The following is a 20,345-nucleotide window of genomic DNA, read 5'->3' as shown; positions in this document are numbered from 1 at the left end:
ATGGATTTCGGGCTGTCGGAGGAACAGAAGCTCATTGTCGAGACGACGCGCGCCTTCGTCGAGAACGAGCTTTACCCGCATGAACGCGAGGTCGAGCGCACCGGCGTGCTGCGCCGTGAGCTGATCGAGGAAATCAAGGCCAAGGCGATCGAGGCCGGTCTCTATGCCGCCAACATGCCGGCCGATGTCGGCGGCGCGGGGTTGGATACCGTGACCTGGCTGCTCTACGAAAAGGAACTCGGCCGCGCCAATTACGCGCTGCATTGGACCTGCGTGGCGCGTCCCTCCAACATCTTGCTCGCCGGCACGCCGGAACAGCGCGAGAAATATCTGTTCCCGTGCATTCGCGGCGAGAAGTGGGACTGCCTGGCGATGACCGAGCCGGGCGCCGGCTCGGACCTGCGCGGCATGAAGGCGACCGCGGTGCAGGATGGCGACGATTGGGTGCTGAACGGCACCAAGCACTTCATCTCCCACGCCGATCTCGCGGATTTCGCCATCGTGTTCATGGCTTCGGGCGAAGAAGATTCGCCGCGCGGCAAACGCAAGAAGATCACCGCCTTCTTTGTCGACAAGGGCACCAAGGGATTCACGGTACGCGACGGCTACCGCAATGTCTCGCATCGCGGCTACACCAACGCCATCCTCGAATTCGACGATTGCCGGCTGCCGGCGAGCCAGGTGCTCGGCGAAGTGCACAAGGGTTTTGAGGTCGCCAATTCCTGGCTGGGCGCTACCCGCCTGCAGGTTGGCGCCACCTGTCTCGGCCGGGCCGAGCGGGCGCTCGGCCACGCCATCGAGTATTCCGCGCAGCGCCAGCAGTTCGGCCAGCAGATCGGCAAGTTCCAGGGTGTGTCGTTCAAGCTCGCCGACATGGCGACCGAACTGAAAGCCGCCGACCTGATGGTGTTCGAAGCCGGCTGGAAGTACGATCAGGGCTCCGTCACCGACCAGGACATGGCCATGGCCAAGCTGAAGGCCACTGAAATGCTGGCCTACGTCGCCGACGAAGCGATCCAGATCCATGGTGGCATGGGGCTGATGGACGACCTGCCGCTGGAACGCATCTGGCGCGACGCCCGTGTCGAGCGCATCTGGGAAGGCACGTCGGAGATTCAGCGACATATTATTTCGCGGGCGCTGCTGCGTCCGTTCGGAGCTTAGAGCATGATCGCCCAAGCCGGGATTCGGTTTTGTCGGGCAAACGAGATCGTTTGTCCTGGGATCGCGCTCAAACGAAAAGATGACCATGCATAAACTCGAACGTCTCCTGCGCCCGAAATCCATCGCCGTCTTCGGCGGCGTGCAGGCCGCCGCCGTCGTCGCGCAATCGATCAAGATGGGCTTTGCCGGCGAAATCTGGCCGGTGCATCCGACCAAGGACGAGGTTGCCGGCCGCAAGGCCTATCGGTCCGTCGCGGATCTGCCCGGCGCGCCGGACGCCGCCTTTGTCGGCGTCAACCGCCATCTGACCATCGAGGTCGTCAAGGCGCTGGCCGAACGCGGCGCTGGTGGCGCCGTCTGCTTTGCCGCCGGCTTCCTCGAAACCGAGGCCTATGACGATGACGGCGAAAGGCTGCAGGCCGAGCTGGTCGCGGCCGCCGGCCAGATGCCGATCATCGGCCCGAACTGCTACGGCCTGATCAACTATGCCGACGGCGCGCTTCTGTGGCCCGACCAGCATGGCGGCATCAGGCTCGAAGAGGGCGGCAAGGGCGTCGCCATCATTACCCAGTCCTCCAACATCGCCATCAACATGACGATGCAGAAGCGCGGCTTGCCGATCGCCTTCCTGATGACCGCAGGCAACCAGGCGCAGACCGGTCTGTCCGAAATGGCGCTCGGCCTGATCGAGGATGAGCGGGTGACCTCGCTCGGCCTGCACATCGAGGCTTTTGACTCGGTAGCCGGCTTCGAACGCTTGGCGGCACGCGCGCGCGAACTGAAGAAGCCGATCATCGCCATGAAGGTCGGGCGCTCCGAACAGGCGCGGCAGGCGACCGTCTCGCACACTGCCTCGCTCGCCGGCTCGGATGCGGCTTCGGGCGCCTTTCTGAGGCGGCTCGGCATTGCCCGCGTCGATTCCATCCCGGCCTTCATCGAGGCGCTGAAGCTGCTGCACATCACCGGTCCGCTGCCGGGATACAAACTGTCGTCGATGAGCTGCTCGGGCGGCGAGGCTTCCGTCATGGCCGACAGCGCCGAAGGGCGCTGGGTCAACTTCCCGGTCCTGACGGAACAGCACCGCGCCCATGTCAAATCGACTCTTGGGCCGCTGGTCGCGGTCGCCAACCCGTTGGATTATCACACCTTCATCTGGAACAACGAACCGGCGATGACCGCCACCTTTACCGCCATGGTGTCGGGCGGCTTCGATCTCAACATGCTGGTCCTCGATTTCCCGCGTCCGGACCGCTGCTCGGTCACCGACTGGTGGGCGACGCTGCGCGCCTTCGAATCGGCACTGAAGACCAACAAGGCGCACGGCGCCATCGTCTCCTCGCTGCCGGAAAACCTGCCCGAGGAATACACCGCCGAACTGATGGCGCGCGGCATGGTGCCGTTGTTCGGCATTTCCGAGGCGATGGATGCCGCCGGCGCGGCGGCCTTCATCGGCTGGGCATGGGCCGAACCGCAGGCGCAGCCGGTCGACACGTCAGCTGCCGGTGCCGCCGATGGCGAGCATGTCACGCCTGACGAGGCCGAAGCCAAGGCGCGGCTGATCAAGGCCGGGCTTCCCGTGCCGAAGGGCGAGCGTGCCGGCAATGCGGTCGAGGCGGTGATTTCCTCGATGGCGCTCGGCTTCCCCGTCGCCCTGAAGGCACTGGGCGTCACTCATAAATCCGAGGTCGGCGCCGTCAGGCTCAACCTCAAGGACGCTGAGTCCGTCAGCACGGCGGCGCATGATCTGCTTCCGCTCGGCACCGGCCTCTATGTCGAACGCATGGTGCGCGACGGTGTTGCCGAGCTGATTGTCGGCTTCACCCGCGATCCGATGTTCGGCGCGGTCATGACGCTCGGCACCGGCGGCGTTCTGGTCGAATTGCTGCGCGACAGCGTCACCTTGATGCTGCCGGCGACCCGCGACGACATCGAGGCGGCATTGCGCGGCCTGAAGCTGTTCCCGCTGCTCGAAGGCTATCGCGGCCGGCCGAAGGCCGACGTCGCGGCCGCCATCGACGCCATCGCGGGAATTGCCGGCTTTGTGCAGAAGAATGCCGGCGAGATCGAGGAACTCGACATCAACCCGCTGATCGTTTGCGTCGAAGGCAAGGGCGCCTGGATCGCCGACGCGTTGCTGGTGCTGGGAGAAAACAAGAATGTCTGACGTCATTTCGACCCGCCGCGAAGGCTCGATCCTCGAGGTCACGCTCGACCGGCCCAAGGCCAATGCTATCGACCTGAAGACGTCGCGGCTGATGGGCGAAACCTTCAAGGCGTTCCGCGACGATCCGGAACTGCGCGTCGCCATCGTCAAGACCGCTGGCGACAAGTTCTTCTGCGCCGGCTGGGATCTGAAGGCCGCCGCCGGCGGCGATGCGGTCGACGGCGATTATGGCGTGGGCGGCTTTGCCGGGCTGCAGGAATTGCGCGACTTGAACAAGCCGGTCATCGCTTGCGTCAACGGCATGGCGGTTGGCGGCGGCTTCGAACTGGCGCTGTCCTGCGACCTCATCTACGCCGCCGATCACTCTTCCTTCGCGCTGCCGGAAATCCGCGCCGGTACGCTGGCCGATGCGGCGACGATCAAGCTGCCCAAACGCATCCCCTACCATGTCGCCATGGACCTCCTGCTCACCGGCCGCTGGATGGATGTGGCGGAAGCGCATCGTTGGGGCCTGGTCAACGAGGTGCTGCCCAAGGAAAAGCTCGAGGACCGCGTCTGGGAGATCGCCCGCCTGCTCGCCAGCGGTCCGCCGCTGGTGTTTGCGGCAATCAAGGAGACGGCACGCGTGGCCGAAGCGCTGACCTTCCAGGACGCCATGAACAAGGTGACGCGCCGCCAGTTGGCAACGGTTGATGCGCTCTACGGCTCCGAAGACAATATGGAAGGTTTCCGCGCCTTCGCCGAAAAGCGCGATCCGGTGTGGAAGGGGAAGTGAGCCACTTTACCCTCCCCTCGATGGGGAGGGTCGGGCCGAAGGTCCGGGGTGGGATGAAGCGCCGCCAACCCCACCCGCCGCTCCGCGGCGACCTCCCCCATCAAGGGAGAGGTAAAGGAGTTCCATGACCGACTACACAAAACTCATCGACGCCGAGACCTGGGCCTTCATCGAGCGGACCAATTCCTATTATCCGCCCGATACGATTGACTACACGATCTCTGAGCAGCGTGAGATCTATGACCGCATGTGCCGGGAATTCTTTGCCGGCTATCCCGAGGGCGTGGTGGTTGAAACCTCAGCCATTGAAACGCCCACGCACGACATCCCGATCCGCATCTACCGAAGCGCCCCGCAACCGGCGGCGACAGTGCTCTACATCCATGGCGGCGGCTTCATCCTTGGCGGGCTGGACAGCCATGACGATGTCTGCGCCGAGCTCTGCGCCCGCACCGGCTACGAGGTTGTCTCGGTCGACTACCGGCTGGCGCCGGAGCATCTGCATCCGGCCGCCTTCGACGACGCGATGAGCGCGTTCGCATGGGTTGCGTCCACCCGCGACCGACCCATCCTGCTCTGCGGCGACAGTGCCGGCGGCAATCTCTGCGCCGCCGTTGCGCACGCCACGCGCGGCCGCGCGAAACGGCCGGTGGGCCAGGTGCTGATCTATCCCGGCCTTGGCGGTGACCGCTCGAAGGGTTCCTATGTCACGCATGCCGAGGCGCCGATGCTGACCATGCGCGATCTCGAATTCTACAAGCATATCCGCACCGGTGGCGCGGACCGGGCTGGCGACGTAACACTCTCGCCGCTGGCCGACACCGACTTCGCCAACCTGCCGCCGACGGTGCTGATCACCGCTCAGTGCGATCCGCTGTCGTCCGACGGCGAGACCTATCGTGACCGGATTATCGCGGCGGGCGGGCGGGCCACCTGGTTCGAGGAGCCGGGTCTGGTGCATGGCTACCTCAGGGCCCGGCACACGGTCGGTCGCGCTCGCGAAAGTTTCACGCGGATCGTCGACGCGACCGCTGCGCTCGGACGGGGCGCCTGACGCTGGTGGCTGGCTTTCGTCACGAACCGCCAGGACTTATGCGGCGTATATAATTCAGGCCGAAACCCCCTCTCGAATTCCTATGCCGCCAGCGATTATGTAGTTGCGGGCCGCTGCCTGACTGAGGCCCGATCAACAAACTGGCTTCAGACAACCATGAAATCACATTCAGCCTGGCTGACCTCAGGGGCCAGCCAAAGGGTGCCGACGGAGTATTTCGTCCTGGCAAACCTCAGGGAAAAAGGAACAATCATCGGGCGGCTCGCAGATCATCCGATCGCCGATATCGTCGTTGATGCGAGTGGACTGCAATACAGTTTTGTCGGCGTTGCACCCCGCGACCGCAGCGGGCGCTTCGATGTCGAAGCGCTCCGCACCGGGGAATGGATCGTCCAGCCGGGGCTGGTTTATGCCGTTGACAGCAAGGCGCCTTCGTCAAGGCCGCCACTGCACAGGCGAGGCCGGCACCGGTCTTGATTGCACGCTGCCGGCGATGCTCCCGCTCAGGGCCAGCATTGCCTCGCGTATCGCGGTCTCGGTTTCAGGACGAACCGGAGTCAGCGGCAAACGGACATCGGGGCTCATGCCCAGCGCCAGGCTCAGCGCGTATTTGACCGGCACCGGATTGCTCTCAAGCTCCAGTGCCGCGATCAGCGGCCGCAAGCGGTGATGGATGGCCCGGGCGGTGTGGTGGTCGCCCTGCCTGCATGCATCATGCATCTCGACGCACAGTCGCGGCGCGACATTGGAGACCACCGAGATCGTCCCACGGCCGCCCATCGTGTTGAAGCCGAACGACGTCGCGTCGTGGCCGGAGAGGCAGATGAAGCGGCGCCTGAGCACAGCCGGAAGAGTGGATAGCCGGCTCACATCGCCGGTTGCGTCCTTGATGCCGACAATGGTTGGGATCTGCGCCAGGCGTCCGATCGTCTCCTCGGACAGGTCGACGCCGGTTCGCGCCGGCACATTGTAGACGATGATCGGTATCCTGACCTTTCTGGCGACCGCCTCGAAATGGCGAAAGATCCCTTCCTGGCTTGGCCTGTTGTAGTAAGGCGTCACGATGAGAGCGGCATCGGCGCCAAAGGCCTCCGCGGCTGTCGACAAGGCGATTGTCGTCTCGGTGCTGTTCGTGCCTGTGCCGGCAATGACCGGCACCCTGCCGGCGGCGATTTTCACGCACAGCGCAATGATGTCGAGGCGCTCCTCCCACGACAGGGTGGGGGCCTCACCTGTGGTGCCGCATGGGACCAGCCCGTTGATCCCTTGTTCGATCTGCCAGCGCAACAGCGCGGTCAGCTGTTTCAGATCGACCTCGCCGTCGGTGAACGGCGTTACCAGCGCGGTCATCGCTCCGGTCAGGCGCATTCGGGCTTGTTCTGGTGTCATGGCAATCAAAGTCTCCTGGATGAATTTCTGAAGGCACCGTCTTTTCGAGATGCGAGGAAAGCAGGGCCGACAGCAGCGCTGCGGCCAGATCGATGTGGTCCGCTTCGGCCGTTGTTCCCGCGGATGTGATTTGAATGGAGCAGAACCAGCGCTCGCCGATCTTGCTGATGGCCGATACCGAACGTTCCGGCTTCGACACGGCGATCAGCAGGAGGACAGCGTCGAGCGTGGCGCCAGCCTCGACCAGACCGGCAAATCGCCTGCCTTGACGGGACGATCTGTCGAGCGGCAGGGCGCGTGCCGCCTCCCAGAGTTGGTGTTCGAGCAGCCTGCCGACATGCGGGAGGCGATCGAGCAATCCGGCGAGATCGGCGCCGTTGGGCCCAGCAATGGTGTTGGAATTGTCCATGGCCAGATCGTTCCGGTCAGTTCGGAACTGGCGCGGATCAGTTGAACAGGGAAAGCCGCACGCTTGCCGGGGCGAAGCGTATCGCGCCGGCCCGATGGCCGCTCTCCATCGTGGCGAAACGGACAGCGGAATTCCTGTCGGCAAAGACGCCGCCGGTCAGGCCTTCTTCGTCGCGAGCGATCCAATGGCCTTCGCCATCGCGCCCAACGACGAAGCGGTGGACGGCGTTTCCGTCAGAAGAAATGGGGGTAGTTTGCATGGTCATCTCCCGCTTCTCAGGAAAGCTGGGCGGCGATCGCGGCGGCGGCCAGCACGGCGCCGACGACCAGCAGCCACCATGTCGGTGTGAACGGCGCGACCAGGCTGCCCGGCCGGCGCTCGTTATTGGTCGCACGCTTCATCTGTTCGATCTGCGACGCCGGCAGCGGACGATGAGTGGGCAGATAGAGCCCGTCTGAGAGGAACATCGAAGACTTCCTTCTTTCTGGTACCGCCGCCACAAGGTGACGGCCGCCTGCAGCGGCTCAGCACCGGCTGCACTCGGAAAGATAAAAGCATCGGCATTTGTATTCGAGGCGGACGAAATCTGAAAAATATAAAAAAGTCATATGTTTATCGCCCGGACGTATAAGAGCCCGAGCTGGAAAAACAGGCCACGTTGGCGCCGTTCACGCCAGCGATGCAGCCGCCGCCCTGCCTGCGCTGCGGCCGGAGAAGATGCAGCCACCGAGGAACGTGCCTTCAAGCGCGGCATAGCCATGCACGCCGCCGCCGCCGAAACCGGCGGCCTCGCCAACGGCATAGAGACCGGCGACCGGCTGGCCATCCGCGCCCAGCACGCGACTGTCGAGATCGGTCTGCAGGCCGCCCAGCGTCTTGCGGGTCAGGATGTTGAGCCGCACCGCGATCAGCGGGCCGTTCGCCGGGTCGAGCATCTTGTGCGGCTTGGCCGTGCGGATCAGCTTGTCGCCGAGATAGGCGCGGGCGCCGCGCAGCGCGGTGATCTGCATGTCCTTGGAGAACGGATTGTCGAGTTGCCTGTCGCGGGCGCGGATCTCGCGTTCGACCTGGGCAAGCTCGAGCAGCGGCTCGCCGCCGGCCAGCGCGTTCATGCGCGCGACCAGTTTCGAAAGATCGGCCTCGACGATGAAGTCTTCGCCCCTCTCCATGAAGGCTTTCACCGGACCCGGAATGCCCGATGTCGCGCGGCCGAGCACCTGGCGCCAGCTCTTGCCGGTCAGGTCCGGATTCTGTTCGGAGCCCGACAGCGCGAACTCCTTCTGGATGATTTTCCTGGTCAGGATGAACCAGGAATAGTCGAAGCCGGTGCTCATGATATGGCTGAGCGTGCCCAGCGTGTCGAAGCCGGGATAGAGCGGCACCGGCAGGCGTTTTCCCTTGGCATCGAGCCATAGCGACGACGGGCCGGGCAGGATACGGATCGCGTGCTCGGTCCAGATCGGCGCCCAGTTCCTGATGCCCTCGACATAGTGCCACATACGGTCGCGGTTGATGATCGAACCGCCGGCCGCCTCGGTGATCGCCAGCATGCGGCCGTCGACATGGTCCGGCACCCCGGTGATCATGCGTTTCGGCGCGGCACCCAATCGCTTGGGCCAGTTTTCCCGTACCAGCTGATGGTTGGCGCCGATGCCGCCGGAAGCGACGATCACCGCTTGTGCATGCAGCTCGAATTCGCCTGATACCTCGCGCGAGCTCTTGTGGCCGCGCTCGACCGCGCTCGGCTCAAGGATATCGCCGCGCACACCGGTCACGACAGCGCCTGTCAGCGTCAGTTCATTGACGCGGTGGCGGAACCTGAAGCTGACCAATCCACGCTTTTGCGCCTCACGCACGCGCAGCACAAAAGGTTCGAGCACGCCGGGGCCGGTGCCCCAGGTGATGTGGAAGCGGGGCACTGAATTGCCGTGGCCAATGGCGTTGCCGCCGCCGCGCTCGGCCCAGCCGACGACAGGAAAGAATTTCAGGCCGCGCTCGATCAGCCAGGAGCGTTTCTCGCCGGCGGCGAAACCGACATAGGCCTCCGCCCATTTGCGCGGCCAGAAATCCTCCGGCCGGTCGAAGGCGGCGGTGCCCATCCAGTCATCGAGCGCCAGATCGTGCGAATCGCGGATGCGCATGCGCCGCTGCTCGGGTGAATCGACGAGGAAAAGGCCGCCGAACGACCAGAACGCCTGGCCGCCGAGCGACTGCTCCGGCTCCTGGTCGACGATGACGATCTTCTTGCCGGCCCCGGCAAGCTCGGCGGCGGCAACCAGCCCGGCAAGGCCGGCACCGACTATGATCACGTCCGCGTCGTCAGCCATCTCTCCTCCCAGAATTAGCCGGCTAACGCAATTCCAGGTGTAACCGGTTTTCCGTCCGGAATTGCGTCAAACCGGAGTTAGACGGCCTCCCAGCCGTCCTTGCCGCCGGCGCGGAAGATGGCATCGATGACCTTCTGGTTGAGCACGGACTCCTCCAGGGTGAAAACACGTTCCTTGCCGCCCTGCGCCGCTCGCGCGAAAGTTTCGACCTCCAGCCGGTACTGCTGCGTGCCGGGGAAGCGGAACACTTGCGCCTCGGTGTGGTTCTGGTTGTGCAATTCGACGCGGTGATGGTCATAGAGCCCGGCATTGAACGGGGAAAAGACCTCGATGAAACCCTTCTCGCCGTGGAACACCATCACCTGGCGCGCCGCCATCTGCGTCGACAGATAGAAGGACAGTTCGAAATCGCCGAAATCGGCGCGGATCGAGGAATAGATGTCGGTGCCGAATTTCTTGTCGCGCTCGATCGTCGCCTGGACACGGCTAGGCTCCTTGCCGGTCGAAAACCGCGTCGACACTGTCGGGTAGACGCCGATGTCGGGCAGCGCGCCGCCGCCGAGATCGAGCTGGTTGCGCATGTTGTTGGGGTCGACATTGTAATAGGAGAACGCGCCTTGCACATGGCGCAGCCGGCCGATGGCGCCGCCGGCGATAAGGTCGCGCACCTTGATCCATTGCGGATGGTAGATGACCATGAAGGCCTCGCAGACCAGCACCTTCTTCTGGTCGCGCAGCTTGATCAGGGGGAGAATGTCCTTGGCGTCGAGCGCCAGCGGCTTCTCGACCAGCACATGTTTTCCCGCCTCGATCGCTTTGGCCGTCCATTCGACATGCTGCGATGTCGGCAGCGGAATGTAGACGCCGTCAATGTCCTTGGAAGCGAGCAGTTCCTCATAGGAGCCGAACGCATGGCGCGCGCCAAATCGCTCGGCCAGGGCCTTGGCCTTCGACAGGTCGCGGCTGGCAATCGCCGAAAGCACACCATTCTCCGCCTCGACCATTGCGGGCAACAAATGCTCGCGGCCGATCTTGGCCGTCGACAACACACCCCATCGGAACATGACGCTTCTCCATCTCGATTATATCGATGGAGGTGTGCCCCAATTTCGGAGAAAAGCCAATCGCGGACGCGGATCACAAAGCGCCTTCGTCATCCTCGGGCTTGACCCGAGGATCCATGCCGTGACCTATCACGTAAATGCAGCGGTGCAGAATTCTGTAACCGTTGCAACGCCTTAGCGTCACGGAGTGGATCCCTTGGGCTGCGGAGCAACTCCAGGGGTCTGCGCGCGTCGCTTCGCTCCTTGCTTCGCCCTAGGATGACGAACCCGGAGGATGCGCAAATTAGAACTACCCCCGCTTGCCCGTCAGCGTCATGTCGAAATCGACGATGTTGGAATAGAGCGGCGTGCCGACATCCATGCCGTAGCGTGACCTCAGCACCTTGCCGGTGACATGGAATTTTATCGTGCCGCCTTTCAAGCCGTCGAGTTCGGCCGTGAATTTTTCCGGAAACGTCTTGCCGCGTGCCGTCAGCCTGCCGGTGACCAGGGCTGATGTATCGCCGGTGCGGGTCACGCTGGTCGAACGGAACTGGATCTCCGGGCTGTTGGCCGCATCGAACACCGCGTCGGAGCGCAGGAAGGCATCGATACGGCTCTGGCCGGTACCAACGCTTTCCGGATAGATGGTTAGATCGACTTTGGAATGGCCGATATCTCCGTTGTCGATGCGGATCGTGCCTTTGAAGCGGGAGAAGGCGCCATCGAAGCCGCCGCCACCGGCTTTGCCTATGGTGAAGCGGATGCTGGAGCCTGCCGGATTGATCGTGTAGCTGCCGGCGGCGTCACTCAGCGCCACCGCAGCAGTGGCGGGCATGGCTAGGCATGCGGCAAGAGCCGCGTATCCAAGGATGCGCGCATGCATGGGATTGATCCTTTCCTGGAGGCAACGCTTTTGCGTCCTCACCCCACAAACGAGCGAACCGCCCGCTCTATTCCCTGCCTGACGAAGGCGTGATCATGCGCCTGAGCACGCTGTCGCGCAGCAGGAAGTGGTGGCGCAGGGCGGCGGCGGCATGCAGCGCGACAAGCGCGATGCCGGCGTAGGCGAGATACCAGTGCGCCGCCGCCCAGAAGCTTTCCGCGCTGTCGGATTCCGCCAAAGGCAGGTTGGGCATTACGAACAGGTTGAACGGCATGGTCGGAATTTCCAGCGTCGACACCGAAACCAGCGCCCAGCCTGACAAGGGCAAGGCGACCTGGAAGACATAGAGCGCCAGATGCGCGAGCGGCGCCGTACGCCGCTCCAGCGCGCCGACCGAACGCGGCAAGGGCGGCGCCACGTTGCCGAGCCGCCAGGCGATGCGCAGGATGATGAGGCCAAGCAGCAGAAAGCCAAGGGATTTGTGCAACTGGATCAGCTCGAAGGCGGCGCGTTGGCTGGTCAATCGCACCATGATGAAGCCGAGCACGAACTGGCCGATGAAGATGATCCCGATCAGCCAGTGAAGGAGGATCGTCGCCCAGCCGTAGCGGGTTGGCGTGTTGGTGATGGAGGTTTGCATGGGAGAAGAACGTTGCTGAGTTGCGCTTTCTTCCAGCCTCCCCCTTGTGGGGAGGGTCGGCGCGAAGCGATGGGGTGGGGCAGCGCTCTACGAGACCCCCACCCCGATCCGCTACGCGGATCGACCCTCCCCACAAGGGGGAGGGTAAGGGGCGCTCCCTACCCACTCACCTTGAAGAAATCCACAAACGCCCTCAGCGCCGGGCGCATCTGCCGGCGGCTGGGATAATAGACAAAGAAGCCTTCGAAAGACGGGCACCAGTCCTCCAGCGCGCGGATCAGCCTGCCGTCGGCGAGCGGGGCGCGAACATAAGGCTCGAAGACGAAGGCGAGCCCGGCGCCGTCGACCGCCGCTTGCGCGATCAGATGGTCCTCGTCGAGGATCAGCGGCCCTTGCGCGGCAATCTCGATTTCTTCGCCGCCCTTTTCGAATTCCCAGCGGTAGAGGATGCCGCTGGAGAAGCGGAAACGGATGCAGCGATGGTCGGCAAGGTCGCGCGGATGATGCGGTCTCGGCATGGCCGCGAAATAGGATGGCGCGCCGACCACCGCGCCGCGCATGTCCGGTCCGATGCGCACCGCGATCATGTCGCGCTGCAGGCTCTCGCCGAGCCGCACGCCGGCGTCGAAGCCACCTTCGACAACATCGGTGAAGCGATCCTCGATGACGATTTCCAGCACGATGTCGGGATAGGCCGATGCAAAGGCACCAAGCCGCGGCGTCAGCACCAGATGCGCTGCCGTGCGCGGCACGCTGAGCCGCAGGTTTCCGGCCGGCCGCTCACGCGATTCGACCGCCGTCTCCAGCGCCAGGTCGATCTCGGATAGGGCCGGCCGCAGCCGCTCCAGGAGTTGCGCGCCTTCTTCCGTTGGCGCGACGCTGCGGGTGCTGCGCGCCAAGAGCCGCACGCCGAGCCGCGCTTCCAGGCTGGATACAGCATGGCTGACGGCCGACGGCGCGATCGCCAATTCCCTGGCCGCGCCACGAAAGCTGCCGCATTGGGCGACCGTCGCCAGCACAGCCAGCTGTGAGAGATGCGCTCGGTTCATTGATCTATTTCTTGGAACAGCCTGTGCAAATGAGAGACGATTATCGAACATAAGGCAAGGCGCTATCTCTGTCGCATCACAGCAAGGAGATGCCTGATGCAAACCCGCAAACTAGGAACTGAACTGAGCGTCTATCCCGTAGGCCTCGGCTGCATGGGCATGAGCTTCGCCTATGGCGGCCAGCCGGAGGCCGAGGCGATCGCCACCTTGCATCGCGCCGTCGAGATCGGCGTCAATTTCTTCGACACGGCGGAAGTCTACGGCCCCTACGAGAACGAGATCCTGCTCGGCAATGCGCTGAAGTCCGTGCGGAACAAAGTGACGATTGCGACGAAATTCGGCTTCAAGATTTTGGAGGAAGGCACGGGCCTCGACCGCATGGCCGGCGTCGACAGCCGCCCCGAGCACGTCAAGGCGGTGGCCGAGGCCTCGCTGAAGCGGCTGGGCACCGATGTCATTGACCTCTACTACCAGCACCGGGTCGACCCCAACGTGCCGATCGAGGACACGGTCGGCGCCATGGCCGAGCTGGTGCGCGAGGGCAAGGTCCGCGCGCTCGGCCTGTCGGAGGCAAATGCGACGACCATCCGCCGGGCACACGCCGTGCATCCGATCGCGGCGGTGCAGAGCGAATATTCGCTGTGGAGCCGCGATCCGGAAGAGGAAGTGTTCGCCGTCTGCCGCGAACTCGGCATTGGCTTCGTCCCTTACAGTCCGCTCGGTCGTGGCCTTTTGACGGGCACCATCGCCAAGCCCGAAACGCTTGATGACGGCGACTGGCGCCGCACCCTGCCGCGCTTCCAGGCCGAGGCCATGGAAGCCAATGCCAAGGTGGTCGCCACGCTGGAAAGGATGGCGGCTGAAAAGGGCGTGACCTCCGCGCAGCTGGCGCTCGCCTGGGTGCTGCACCAGGGCGATTTCATCGTCCCGATCCCGGGTGCGCGAAAAATCCGCCATCTCGAGCAGAACACGGCGGCGGCGGGGATCGAGTTGAGTGCGGCTGAAGTGGCTGCGATTGGCGACGCGCTGTCGCCGGATAAGGTTGTTGGCAACCGCTACACCGAGGAGCTGCTGGCACTGGTGAATGGGTGACCTTTAGCATCAGCTTGTTTTGAGACGCTGGCGGGACAGCGCCCCCCTCTGTCCTGCCGGACATCTCCCCCACGAGGGGGGAGATTGGATGCCGGCTCGGCTTTCGCCAATCGCCGACGTTGGAGAAATGGACGGGGCACCGAAACTGCTGATCTCCCCCCAAGTGGGGGAGATGTCCGGCAGGACAGAGGGGGGCGCCTCGCGCCGACATTTTTCTATGTCTGCGTCCCTACCAAGCCACCACCGTAATCTCCGGCCAGCACTCCCTCGCCCGCGCCCCCTTCGCCTCATGCGTCCGCTGGTTGTCCATCACCCGGTTCGGCGTGATGCGGAACGAAAAGACATCGTCGAGCCCGAATGGCGCCACCAGCTCAAGCCGCCTGCCGGCATCGTAGCGCACCCCGACCGCATGCGTCTTCGAGGCAAAATGGCTGATGGATTCGCTCGCGCTCGTATAGCGCGGGCAGGGCTGGCCGAATTTCTGCGGATACCACAGATGCACCCGCGCCTGGTTGCGCACTTCGACCGGCAGCGCCAGCCCCTCGAAATGCCGCGCCGCTCGGCGGATGACAGCGTCCTCGGCCTCATAGGACAGGTCGCTGTTGTCGAAATAGAACAGGTCGACATCCCTGATGCCGTAACCCGACGGCTTGCCGGTCAAATGGTTCCAGACGCTGTTGTAGAGTGCGCCGGAAACCACCAGCCAGTCCGGCAAAGCCAGCATGCGGGCACGCGCCAGGGCTTCGTGGATCAGCGGATCCCCCGATACGATGTCGAGAAACGCCTCGCATTGTGCTTCGAACGGCAGCCCGGAATAGCGCAGGTGGTCCATCGCCCTTTGGAGGACGATTCGCCATCTGCTCGCAATCCGTAATTCCGGTGGGAAAACCGCTAGGCACTTTCCCCGCGATCGCCTCAGCCGCGCAGAACCCCGCCCGTCTGCTTGCCGACATTCTCGACGATGCGCTTGGCCAGCGCCTCGAAATCCTCGTCGGTCAGCGTCTTCTCGACCGGCTGGATCGCCACTTCGATGGCGATAGACTTCTTGCCCTCGCCGAGCGCCGCGCCTTCGAAAATGTCGAAGACCGAAACGCCAGTGATCAGCTTCTTGTCGGCGGCAAGTGCTGCGCGCACCAGCGTGCCGGCCTCGATCGCTTTGTCGACGACAAAGGCGAAGTCGCGCTTCACCGCCTGGAAGGCGGAGAGCTCCAGCTTCGGCTTGGTTTTGGTCGGCTTGGCCTTCGGCTCGGGCACGGCGTCGACAAACACTTCGAAGCCGCAGAGCGGCCCGGAAACATCGAGCCCTTCCATCGTCTTGGGATGGAACTCGCCGAACGTGCCGAGCACGGTCTTCGGCCCGAGCTTGATCGTGCCGGAGCGGCCGGGATGGTACCAGGACGGGCCGCCTGCCTCGATCTGCAGCCGGTCGACCGGCGCGCCGCAGGCTTCCAGTGCCGCGATTGCATCGGCCTTGGCGTCGAACACGCCGACCGGACCCGAATTGCCGGCCCAGTTGCGGCCCGAGCCGTCGAGCTTGGCGGTGCCGCGGCGCACGCCGGCGGCCACGCGCCGCTGCTGGTCGGCGCCGTCGCCCTCATAGATGCCCGACACCTCGAACAGCGCCACGTCGCCAATACCCTTGTCGGCATTGCGCTGGGCGGCTGCAATCAGCCCCGGCAGCAGCGACGGCCGCATGTCGGACATGTCGGCTGCGATCGGGTTGGCGAGCTTCAGCGCCGTCTGGCCGCCGCCGAACAGTTCGGCATGCTTGGCCGGAATGAACGACCAGGTGACGGCTTCCATCATGCCGCGCACGGCAAGCGCGCGCTTGGCGGTGCGGGTGCGGACCTGCAGCGTGGTCAGGATCTTGGAATTGACCGCGTCATGCGCGCCGAGCGGCTGTGGCTCGATGTTGTCGACGCCGTGAATACGCATCACCTCTTCGACCAGGTCCGCCTTGCCGTCGACATCGGGACGCCAGGACGGCACCGCCACATCGACGACATCGCCGGAGCCCTGCGGCTTGAAGCCGAGACGCGACAGGATGTCGAGGCTTTCCGCCTTGGGCACTTCGATGCCGGTCAGCCGCGTCACTTCCGACAGCGGGAAGGAGACGATCTTGGGCTTGTGGCCGGCATAACCGACGACCTCGGTCTCGGCCGGCTCTCCGCCGCAGAAATCGAGCACAAGCCTGGTCGCCAGCTCGACCCCGGGCACCATGAATTCAGGATCGACACCGCGCTCGAAACGGTAACGCGCATCGGTGATGATGCCGAGCGTGCGGCCGGTGCGGGCGGTGGTGATCGGATCCCAGAGCGCCGATTCGATAAGCACGTCGGTCGTGTTCTCGTCGCAGCCGGAATGTTCGCCGCCCATCACGCCGGCAATCGATTCGATGCCGTTGTCATCAGCGATGGCGCACATGTCTGATGTCAGCGTGTATTCGCGGCCATCGAGCGCCATCACCTTCTCGCCGTCGCGCGCGCGGCGCACGACGAGATTGCCGGCAACCTTCCTGGCATCGAACACATGCAGCGGCCGGCCGCGATCGAAGGTGACGTAATTGGTGATGTCGACCAGCGCGCTGATCGGCCTCAAGCCAATGGCGATCAGCCTTTGCTGCAGCCATTTCGGTGATGGGCCATTCTTGACACCGCGCACGAGGCGCAAGGCGAAGCCGGGGCAAAGCTCCGGCGCCTCGATCACCACCTTGACCGGCGTCTCGCCCTTGCCGGGGATCGCTTCGACCGCAGCGCTTTTCAGCGTGCCGAGCCCGCTCGCCGCCAGGTCCCTGGCGATGCCGTAGACGCTGGTGGCATCGGGCCGGTTCGGCGTCAGATTGATCTCGATCACCGGATCGTCGAGATGCGCGTAGGACGCAAAGCTGGTGCCGACAGGCGCATCCTCGGGCAGGTCGATGATGCCGTTGTGTTCGTCCGACAGTTCCAGTTCGCGCTCGGAACACATCATGCCATGGCTTTCGACGCCACGGATCTTGCCGACCGTCAGCGTCACGTCGATGCCGGGCACATAGGTGCCGGGCGCGGCGAAGGCGCCGATCAAGCCGGCGCGGGCGTTCGGCGCACCGCACACCACTTGCACGGGTGCCTTGCCGTCGCCCGTATCGACGGTCAGCACGCGCAGCCGGTCGGCATCGGGGTGCTGCACAGCCGTCAGCACCTTGGCGATGACGAAGGGTTTCAGGCTCGACTTGTCGTCGACATGCTCGACTTCAAGCCCGATCGACGTCAGCCGCTCGACGATCTCGTTGAGCGAGGCGTCGGTCTCGAGATGATCCTTGAGCCAGGAGAGGGTGAATTTCATGGGACTGTTCCGTCTGGTCTTTTGACGCTTGTTTTCAGATGTCTGGGCAAGTCGTCGGACATATGCAGGAAGGGAAGCTGCTCGCTGACATAGGCATGCAGCGTCGGTCTGAAATCGGCCGGCGCGTCCATGGCGCCGAGCATGAAGTAGATGTCGTCTTCCAGCCGCTCGTCGACATAGGCGATGGGCGAGCCGCAGACGCCGCAGAAGGAGCGCGTCACCGGGCCGTTCTCGAACATCTTCAGCGCCTTGCCGGTGAACGCCACCTGGCTGGCCGGGAAGCCGACAAAAGCGGAGACCGGCGCGCCGCTGGCCCGCCGGCAATCGCCGCAATGGCAATAGCTGACGTGGTGCGGTTCAGCCGAAGCCTCGAACCGCACGGCGCCGCAGCGACAGCCGCCATTGTGGGGCGCTGTCATGCGCTCAGGCCCCAGAGCAGCTTCGGCATGCCGTATTTCAGCATGGCGATGCGGTCGATGCCCGTGCTCCAGGCAATGCCCTGATACTCGTTCATCCTCTCACACTTTCGCGTCTTCTTCAGCGAACACTTCGACCAGGCGGAAGCGTTCGCAAACCAGTTTCATGTCAGGCGCAAATCCGCCATTGCGCTCGAAATAGGCGCGATGGGCGTCACGCCAGTATTCATGGCTCAAATCGCCTTCGCCCTCGTCGCGGGCAAAGTCGGCGTCGACCTCATCGAAACGCCGCACGATCGCCTCGACCGTCTCGATCACCGCGGTGCGCCGGCCGCTGCCATCGAGCACGACATCCCGGCGCCCGACCTCCGGAACGGGCTCGGCGCCGCCATAATCTCGCAATGCGCCGCAGGTTGCCGTCTTGCGCCCCGACAGCACCAGCGCCAACAACTCGTCGGCAAGCTCCGGGCTGTCGCCGAAGCGGAAGGTCACAGCGTCCGCATAGGGATCGGCGGCTCCGCTCACGGGCTGAGGCCTCCAAACAGCGTCGGCATATCGAGCGGCCGGAAACCGTAATGCGACAGCCAGCGCACGTCCGCGTCGAAGAAGGCGCGCAGGTCCGGCATGCCGTATTTCAGCATGGCGATGCGATCGATGCCCATGCCCCAGGCAAAGCCCTGGTATTCGTCGGGATCGAGCCCGCCGGCGCGCAGCACATTGGGGTGCACCATGCCGCAGCCGAGGATCTCCATCCAGTCGGAGCCTTCGCCGAAGCGCACTTCACCGGGCCGCGAGCGGTCGCACTGAATGTCGACCTCGAGGCTGGGCTCGGTGAACGGGAAGAAGGACGGCCGGAAGCGCATCTTGACCGATGGCACCTCGAAGAACGCCTTGCAGAACTCTTCCAGCACCCACTTCATGTTGGCGACGTTGGCCGTTTTGTCGATCACCAGCCCCTCGACCTGATGGAACATCGGCGAGTGCGTGGCGTCGGAATCCTGGCGGTAGGTTTTTCCAGGAATGACGATGCGGATCGGCGGCTTCTGCTTCTCCATGGTGCGGATCTGCACCGGCGAGGTATGGGTGCGCAAAAGCTTCCGCTCGCCCTTCTCGTCCGGCTGGAAGAAGAAGGTGTCATGCATCTCGCGGGCCGGATGTCCCTCGGGGAAATTCAGCGCGGTGAAATTGTAATAGTCGGTCTCGATATCGGGACCTTCGGCGATGGCGAAGCCGAGATCGCCGAAGATCGCGGCGATCTCGTCGATGACCTGGCTGATCGGATGGATACGGCCGCGCTCGGCCGGCGACTGCCGCACCGGCAGCGTCACGTCGACTTTTTCGGCGGCAAGGCGGGCGGCGATCGCCACGTCCTTCAATTCGGCCTTGCGGGCCGTCAGCGCCTCGGTGACGCGGTTCTTGAGGCCGTTGATGACAGGGCCTTTGATCTGGCGCTCCTCGGCGGTCATGGCGCCAAGCGTTTTCAGCATCTCGGACACGGTGCCCTTCTTGCCGAAGGCAGCGATGCGCACGGCCTCGATGGCAGGCTCGTCGGCGGCCGATGCGATGTCGGCCAGAAGTGAATCTTCCAGGGCTTCAAGATTTCCAGCAGTGGCGTTCACGGCGAAGCTCTCTCGGTCGGGCAACCCGCCATCACCGGGCGTGTCACCAATTTGGTTACATCAGGCATAAGAAAAACCCGCGCCAGCCGTGCCAGCGCGGGTTCCCCAAAATCAGAATTGCGAATGCTTGGGAAGCGCTGGGCTCGGAGCCCGATCCCGAAAAGTTGCAGACTTTTCGGAAAAGATCGTGCTCCTCGCTAATTTCCCTGGAGCATGATGTTGTCCAAAAAGTCATAGACTTTTTGGCATCATGCTCTAGGCGACAGCGCTTTCAAAAGCGTTCGGCGTGGTGTTCTTCAGATATTCGAGCGCCACCTTGGCCTTGGCCACGAGCGCGGCGAAAGCCTGCGGCTCATGGATGGCCATGTCGGACAGGATCTTGCGATCGATCTCGATGCCGGCCTTGTTGAGGCCGTCGATGAAGCGGCCATAGGTCAGGCCATGCTCGTGGGTCGCGGCGTTGATGCGCTGGATCCACAGCGCGCGGAACGAGCGCTTGCGGTTCTTGCGGTCGCGGTAAGCGTACTGCAGCGACTTTTCCACCGCCTGCTTGGCGATGCGGATGGTGTTCTTGCGACGGCCGTAGAAGCCCTTGGCGGCTTTCAGGACCTTCTTGTGCTTGGCGTGCGAGGTGACGCCTCTTTTTACGCGTGCCATGTCATGATCTCCTTAAAAGCAATTCCAGGAAAAGTGTCTTGCGGTTTTCCGTTCGGAATTGCGTAAAACTACTGCGTGTCCGGACCGAATGCCTTAGAGGCCGTTCGGCAGAAAATTCTTGATGACCTTCTTGCCATCCGGTTCAGCCAGAACCATCGTGCCGCGGGCATTTCGAATGAACTTGTTGGAACGCTTGATCATGCCGTGACGCTTGCCGGCCGCAGCCGACAGGACTTTACCCGTACCTGTGATCTTGAACCGCTTCTTGGCGGCCGACTTGGTCTTCATCTTGGGCATTTTGCTACTCCGTATTGTTGGCGCACTATCGCGCTTCTTG

At 63.8% G+C, this 20,345-nt stretch carries 21 protein-coding genes and 1 pseudogene; 5 read left to right on the top strand and 17 right to left on the bottom strand.

Features of this window, described 5'->3' with window-relative positions; all coding sequences use genetic code 11:
- From AC07UC_RS02325 to AC07UC_RS02310, 4 genes are all read left to right on the top strand, one after another.
- The gene (locus AC07UC_RS02325) at nucleotides 1-1,164 is read left to right on the top strand and encodes an acyl-CoA dehydrogenase family protein (RefSeq protein ID WP_494903794.1); all 1,164 of its coding nucleotides are present in this window, start codon (nucleotides 1-3) and stop codon (nucleotides 1,162-1,164) included.
- A gap of 85 nt (nucleotides 1,165-1,249) precedes the next feature.
- On the top strand, nucleotides 1,250-3,328 hold the full coding sequence (locus tag AC07UC_RS02320; RefSeq protein WP_494903793.1) for an acetate--CoA ligase family protein: 2,079 nt from the start codon (nucleotides 1,250-1,252) through the stop codon (nucleotides 3,326-3,328).
- Nucleotides 3,321-4,103, top strand: coding sequence for a carnitinyl-CoA dehydratase (locus tag AC07UC_RS02315; protein WP_140770321.1), 783 nt, complete (start codon nucleotides 3,321-3,323; stop codon nucleotides 4,101-4,103). The genes AC07UC_RS02320 and AC07UC_RS02315 overlap by 8 nt, the downstream gene beginning before the upstream one ends.
- A gap of 124 nt (nucleotides 4,104-4,227) precedes the next feature.
- A complete protein-coding gene (locus AC07UC_RS02310) occupies nucleotides 4,228-5,157 on the top strand; it encodes an alpha/beta hydrolase (protein WP_494903792.1) in 930 nt (309 codons plus the stop codon).
- Between the two features lie 435 nt (nucleotides 5,158-5,592).
- Here AC07UC_RS02310 and dapA read toward each other — a convergent pair whose 3' ends face one another.
- The 9 genes from dapA to AC07UC_RS02265 form a co-directional block, all read right to left on the bottom strand.
- Nucleotides 5,593-6,498 carry a 4-hydroxy-tetrahydrodipicolinate synthase gene (dapA, locus tag AC07UC_RS02305; protein ID WP_494908881.1) on the bottom strand — a complete coding sequence of 302 codons (906 nt, stop codon included), beginning with the start codon at nucleotides 6,496-6,498 and terminating at the stop codon, nucleotides 5,593-5,595.
- Nucleotides 6,386-6,955: a hypothetical protein gene (locus tag AC07UC_RS02300; protein ID WP_494903791.1), complete on the bottom strand. Its 570-nt coding sequence runs from the start codon at nucleotides 6,953-6,955 to the stop codon at nucleotides 6,386-6,388. Before AC07UC_RS02300 ends, dapA begins: the two co-directional genes overlap by 113 nt.
- A gap of 37 nt (nucleotides 6,956-6,992) precedes the next feature.
- A complete protein-coding gene (locus AC07UC_RS02295) occupies nucleotides 6,993-7,214 on the bottom strand; it encodes a hypothetical protein (protein WP_494903790.1) in 222 nt (73 codons plus the stop codon).
- Between the two features lie 16 nt (nucleotides 7,215-7,230).
- Nucleotides 7,231-7,422 (bottom strand): hypothetical protein, encoded by a 192-nt coding sequence (locus AC07UC_RS02290; protein WP_202324934.1) that lies wholly within the window; start codon nucleotides 7,420-7,422, stop codon nucleotides 7,231-7,233.
- A gap of 201 nt (nucleotides 7,423-7,623) precedes the next feature.
- Nucleotides 7,624-9,282 carry an FAD-binding dehydrogenase gene (locus AC07UC_RS02285; protein ID WP_494903788.1) on the bottom strand — a complete coding sequence of 553 codons (1,659 nt, stop codon included), beginning with the start codon at nucleotides 9,280-9,282 and terminating at the stop codon, nucleotides 7,624-7,626.
- A 77-nt stretch (nucleotides 9,283-9,359) separates the two neighbouring features.
- Nucleotides 9,360-10,346 (bottom strand): Gfo/Idh/MocA family protein, encoded by a 987-nt coding sequence (locus tag AC07UC_RS02280; RefSeq protein ID WP_494903786.1) that lies wholly within the window; start codon nucleotides 10,344-10,346, stop codon nucleotides 9,360-9,362.
- Nucleotides 10,347-10,635: 289 nt separating this feature from the next.
- Nucleotides 10,636-11,211 carry a YceI family protein gene (locus AC07UC_RS02275; RefSeq protein ID WP_494903784.1) on the bottom strand — a complete coding sequence of 192 codons (576 nt, stop codon included), beginning with the start codon at nucleotides 11,209-11,211 and terminating at the stop codon, nucleotides 10,636-10,638.
- Nucleotides 11,212-11,278: 67 nt separating this feature from the next.
- Nucleotides 11,279-11,851, bottom strand: a complete 573-nt coding sequence (locus tag AC07UC_RS02270) for a cytochrome b (protein WP_494903783.1) — start codon at nucleotides 11,849-11,851, stop codon at nucleotides 11,279-11,281.
- A 158-nt stretch (nucleotides 11,852-12,009) separates the two neighbouring features.
- The gene (locus tag AC07UC_RS02265; RefSeq protein ID WP_202324930.1) at nucleotides 12,010-12,900 is read right to left on the bottom strand and encodes a LysR family transcriptional regulator; all 891 of its coding nucleotides are present in this window, start codon (nucleotides 12,898-12,900) and stop codon (nucleotides 12,010-12,012) included.
- 96 nt (nucleotides 12,901-12,996) lie between these two features.
- Between AC07UC_RS02265 and AC07UC_RS02260 the strand changes: the two genes are divergently transcribed.
- Complete coding sequence (locus AC07UC_RS02260; protein WP_494903782.1) at nucleotides 12,997-13,992, top strand: aldo/keto reductase; 996 nt, start codon at nucleotides 12,997-12,999, stop codon at nucleotides 13,990-13,992.
- A 229-nt stretch (nucleotides 13,993-14,221) separates the two neighbouring features.
- On the opposite strand, the gene AC07UC_RS02255 is transcribed toward AC07UC_RS02260, so the two are convergent.
- From AC07UC_RS02255 to rpmI, 8 genes and pseudogenes are all read right to left on the bottom strand, one after another.
- A complete protein-coding gene (locus AC07UC_RS02255) occupies nucleotides 14,222-14,824 on the bottom strand; it encodes a nucleotidyltransferase family protein (RefSeq protein ID WP_494903780.1) in 603 nt (200 codons plus the stop codon).
- Between the two features lie 83 nt (nucleotides 14,825-14,907).
- On the bottom strand, nucleotides 14,908-17,316 hold the full coding sequence (pheT, locus tag AC07UC_RS02250; protein WP_494903779.1) for a phenylalanine--tRNA ligase subunit beta: 2,409 nt from the start codon (nucleotides 17,314-17,316) through the stop codon (nucleotides 14,908-14,910).
- On the bottom strand, nucleotides 17,313-17,735 hold the full coding sequence (locus AC07UC_RS02245; RefSeq protein ID WP_140770296.1) for a GFA family protein: 423 nt from the start codon (nucleotides 17,733-17,735) through the stop codon (nucleotides 17,313-17,315). The genes pheT and AC07UC_RS02245 overlap by 4 nt, the downstream gene beginning before the upstream one ends.
- 17 nt (nucleotides 17,736-17,752) lie before the next feature.
- Nucleotides 17,753-17,827: pseudogene (locus AC07UC_RS02240) on the bottom strand (tRNA ligase subunit PheS family protein); the annotation flags it as partial.
- Nucleotides 17,828-17,834: 7 nt separating this feature from the next.
- Nucleotides 17,835-18,257, bottom strand: coding sequence for an ASCH domain-containing protein (locus tag AC07UC_RS02235; RefSeq protein WP_140770295.1), 423 nt, complete (start codon nucleotides 18,255-18,257; stop codon nucleotides 17,835-17,837).
- A complete protein-coding gene (gene pheS, locus AC07UC_RS02230; protein WP_494903778.1) occupies nucleotides 18,254-19,351 on the bottom strand; it encodes a phenylalanine--tRNA ligase subunit alpha in 1,098 nt (365 codons plus the stop codon). Before pheS ends, AC07UC_RS02235 begins: the two co-directional genes overlap by 4 nt.
- Nucleotides 19,352-19,606: 255 nt before the next feature.
- Nucleotides 19,607-20,008, bottom strand: coding sequence for a 50S ribosomal protein L20 (gene rplT / locus AC07UC_RS02225; RefSeq protein WP_006201247.1), 402 nt, complete (start codon nucleotides 20,006-20,008; stop codon nucleotides 19,607-19,609).
- 93 nt (nucleotides 20,009-20,101) lie between these two features.
- Nucleotides 20,102-20,305 carry a 50S ribosomal protein L35 gene (gene rpmI / locus AC07UC_RS02220; RefSeq protein ID WP_006201248.1) on the bottom strand — a complete coding sequence of 68 codons (204 nt, stop codon included), beginning with the start codon at nucleotides 20,303-20,305 and terminating at the stop codon, nucleotides 20,102-20,104.
- Nucleotides 20,306-20,345 lie beyond the last annotated feature (40 nt).

The organism is Mesorhizobium sp. GW821-FHT04C10, assembly GCF_059420305.1.
Note: the sequence above shows the minus strand (reverse complement) of the source record. Positions and strands in the feature narration are given on the sequence as shown.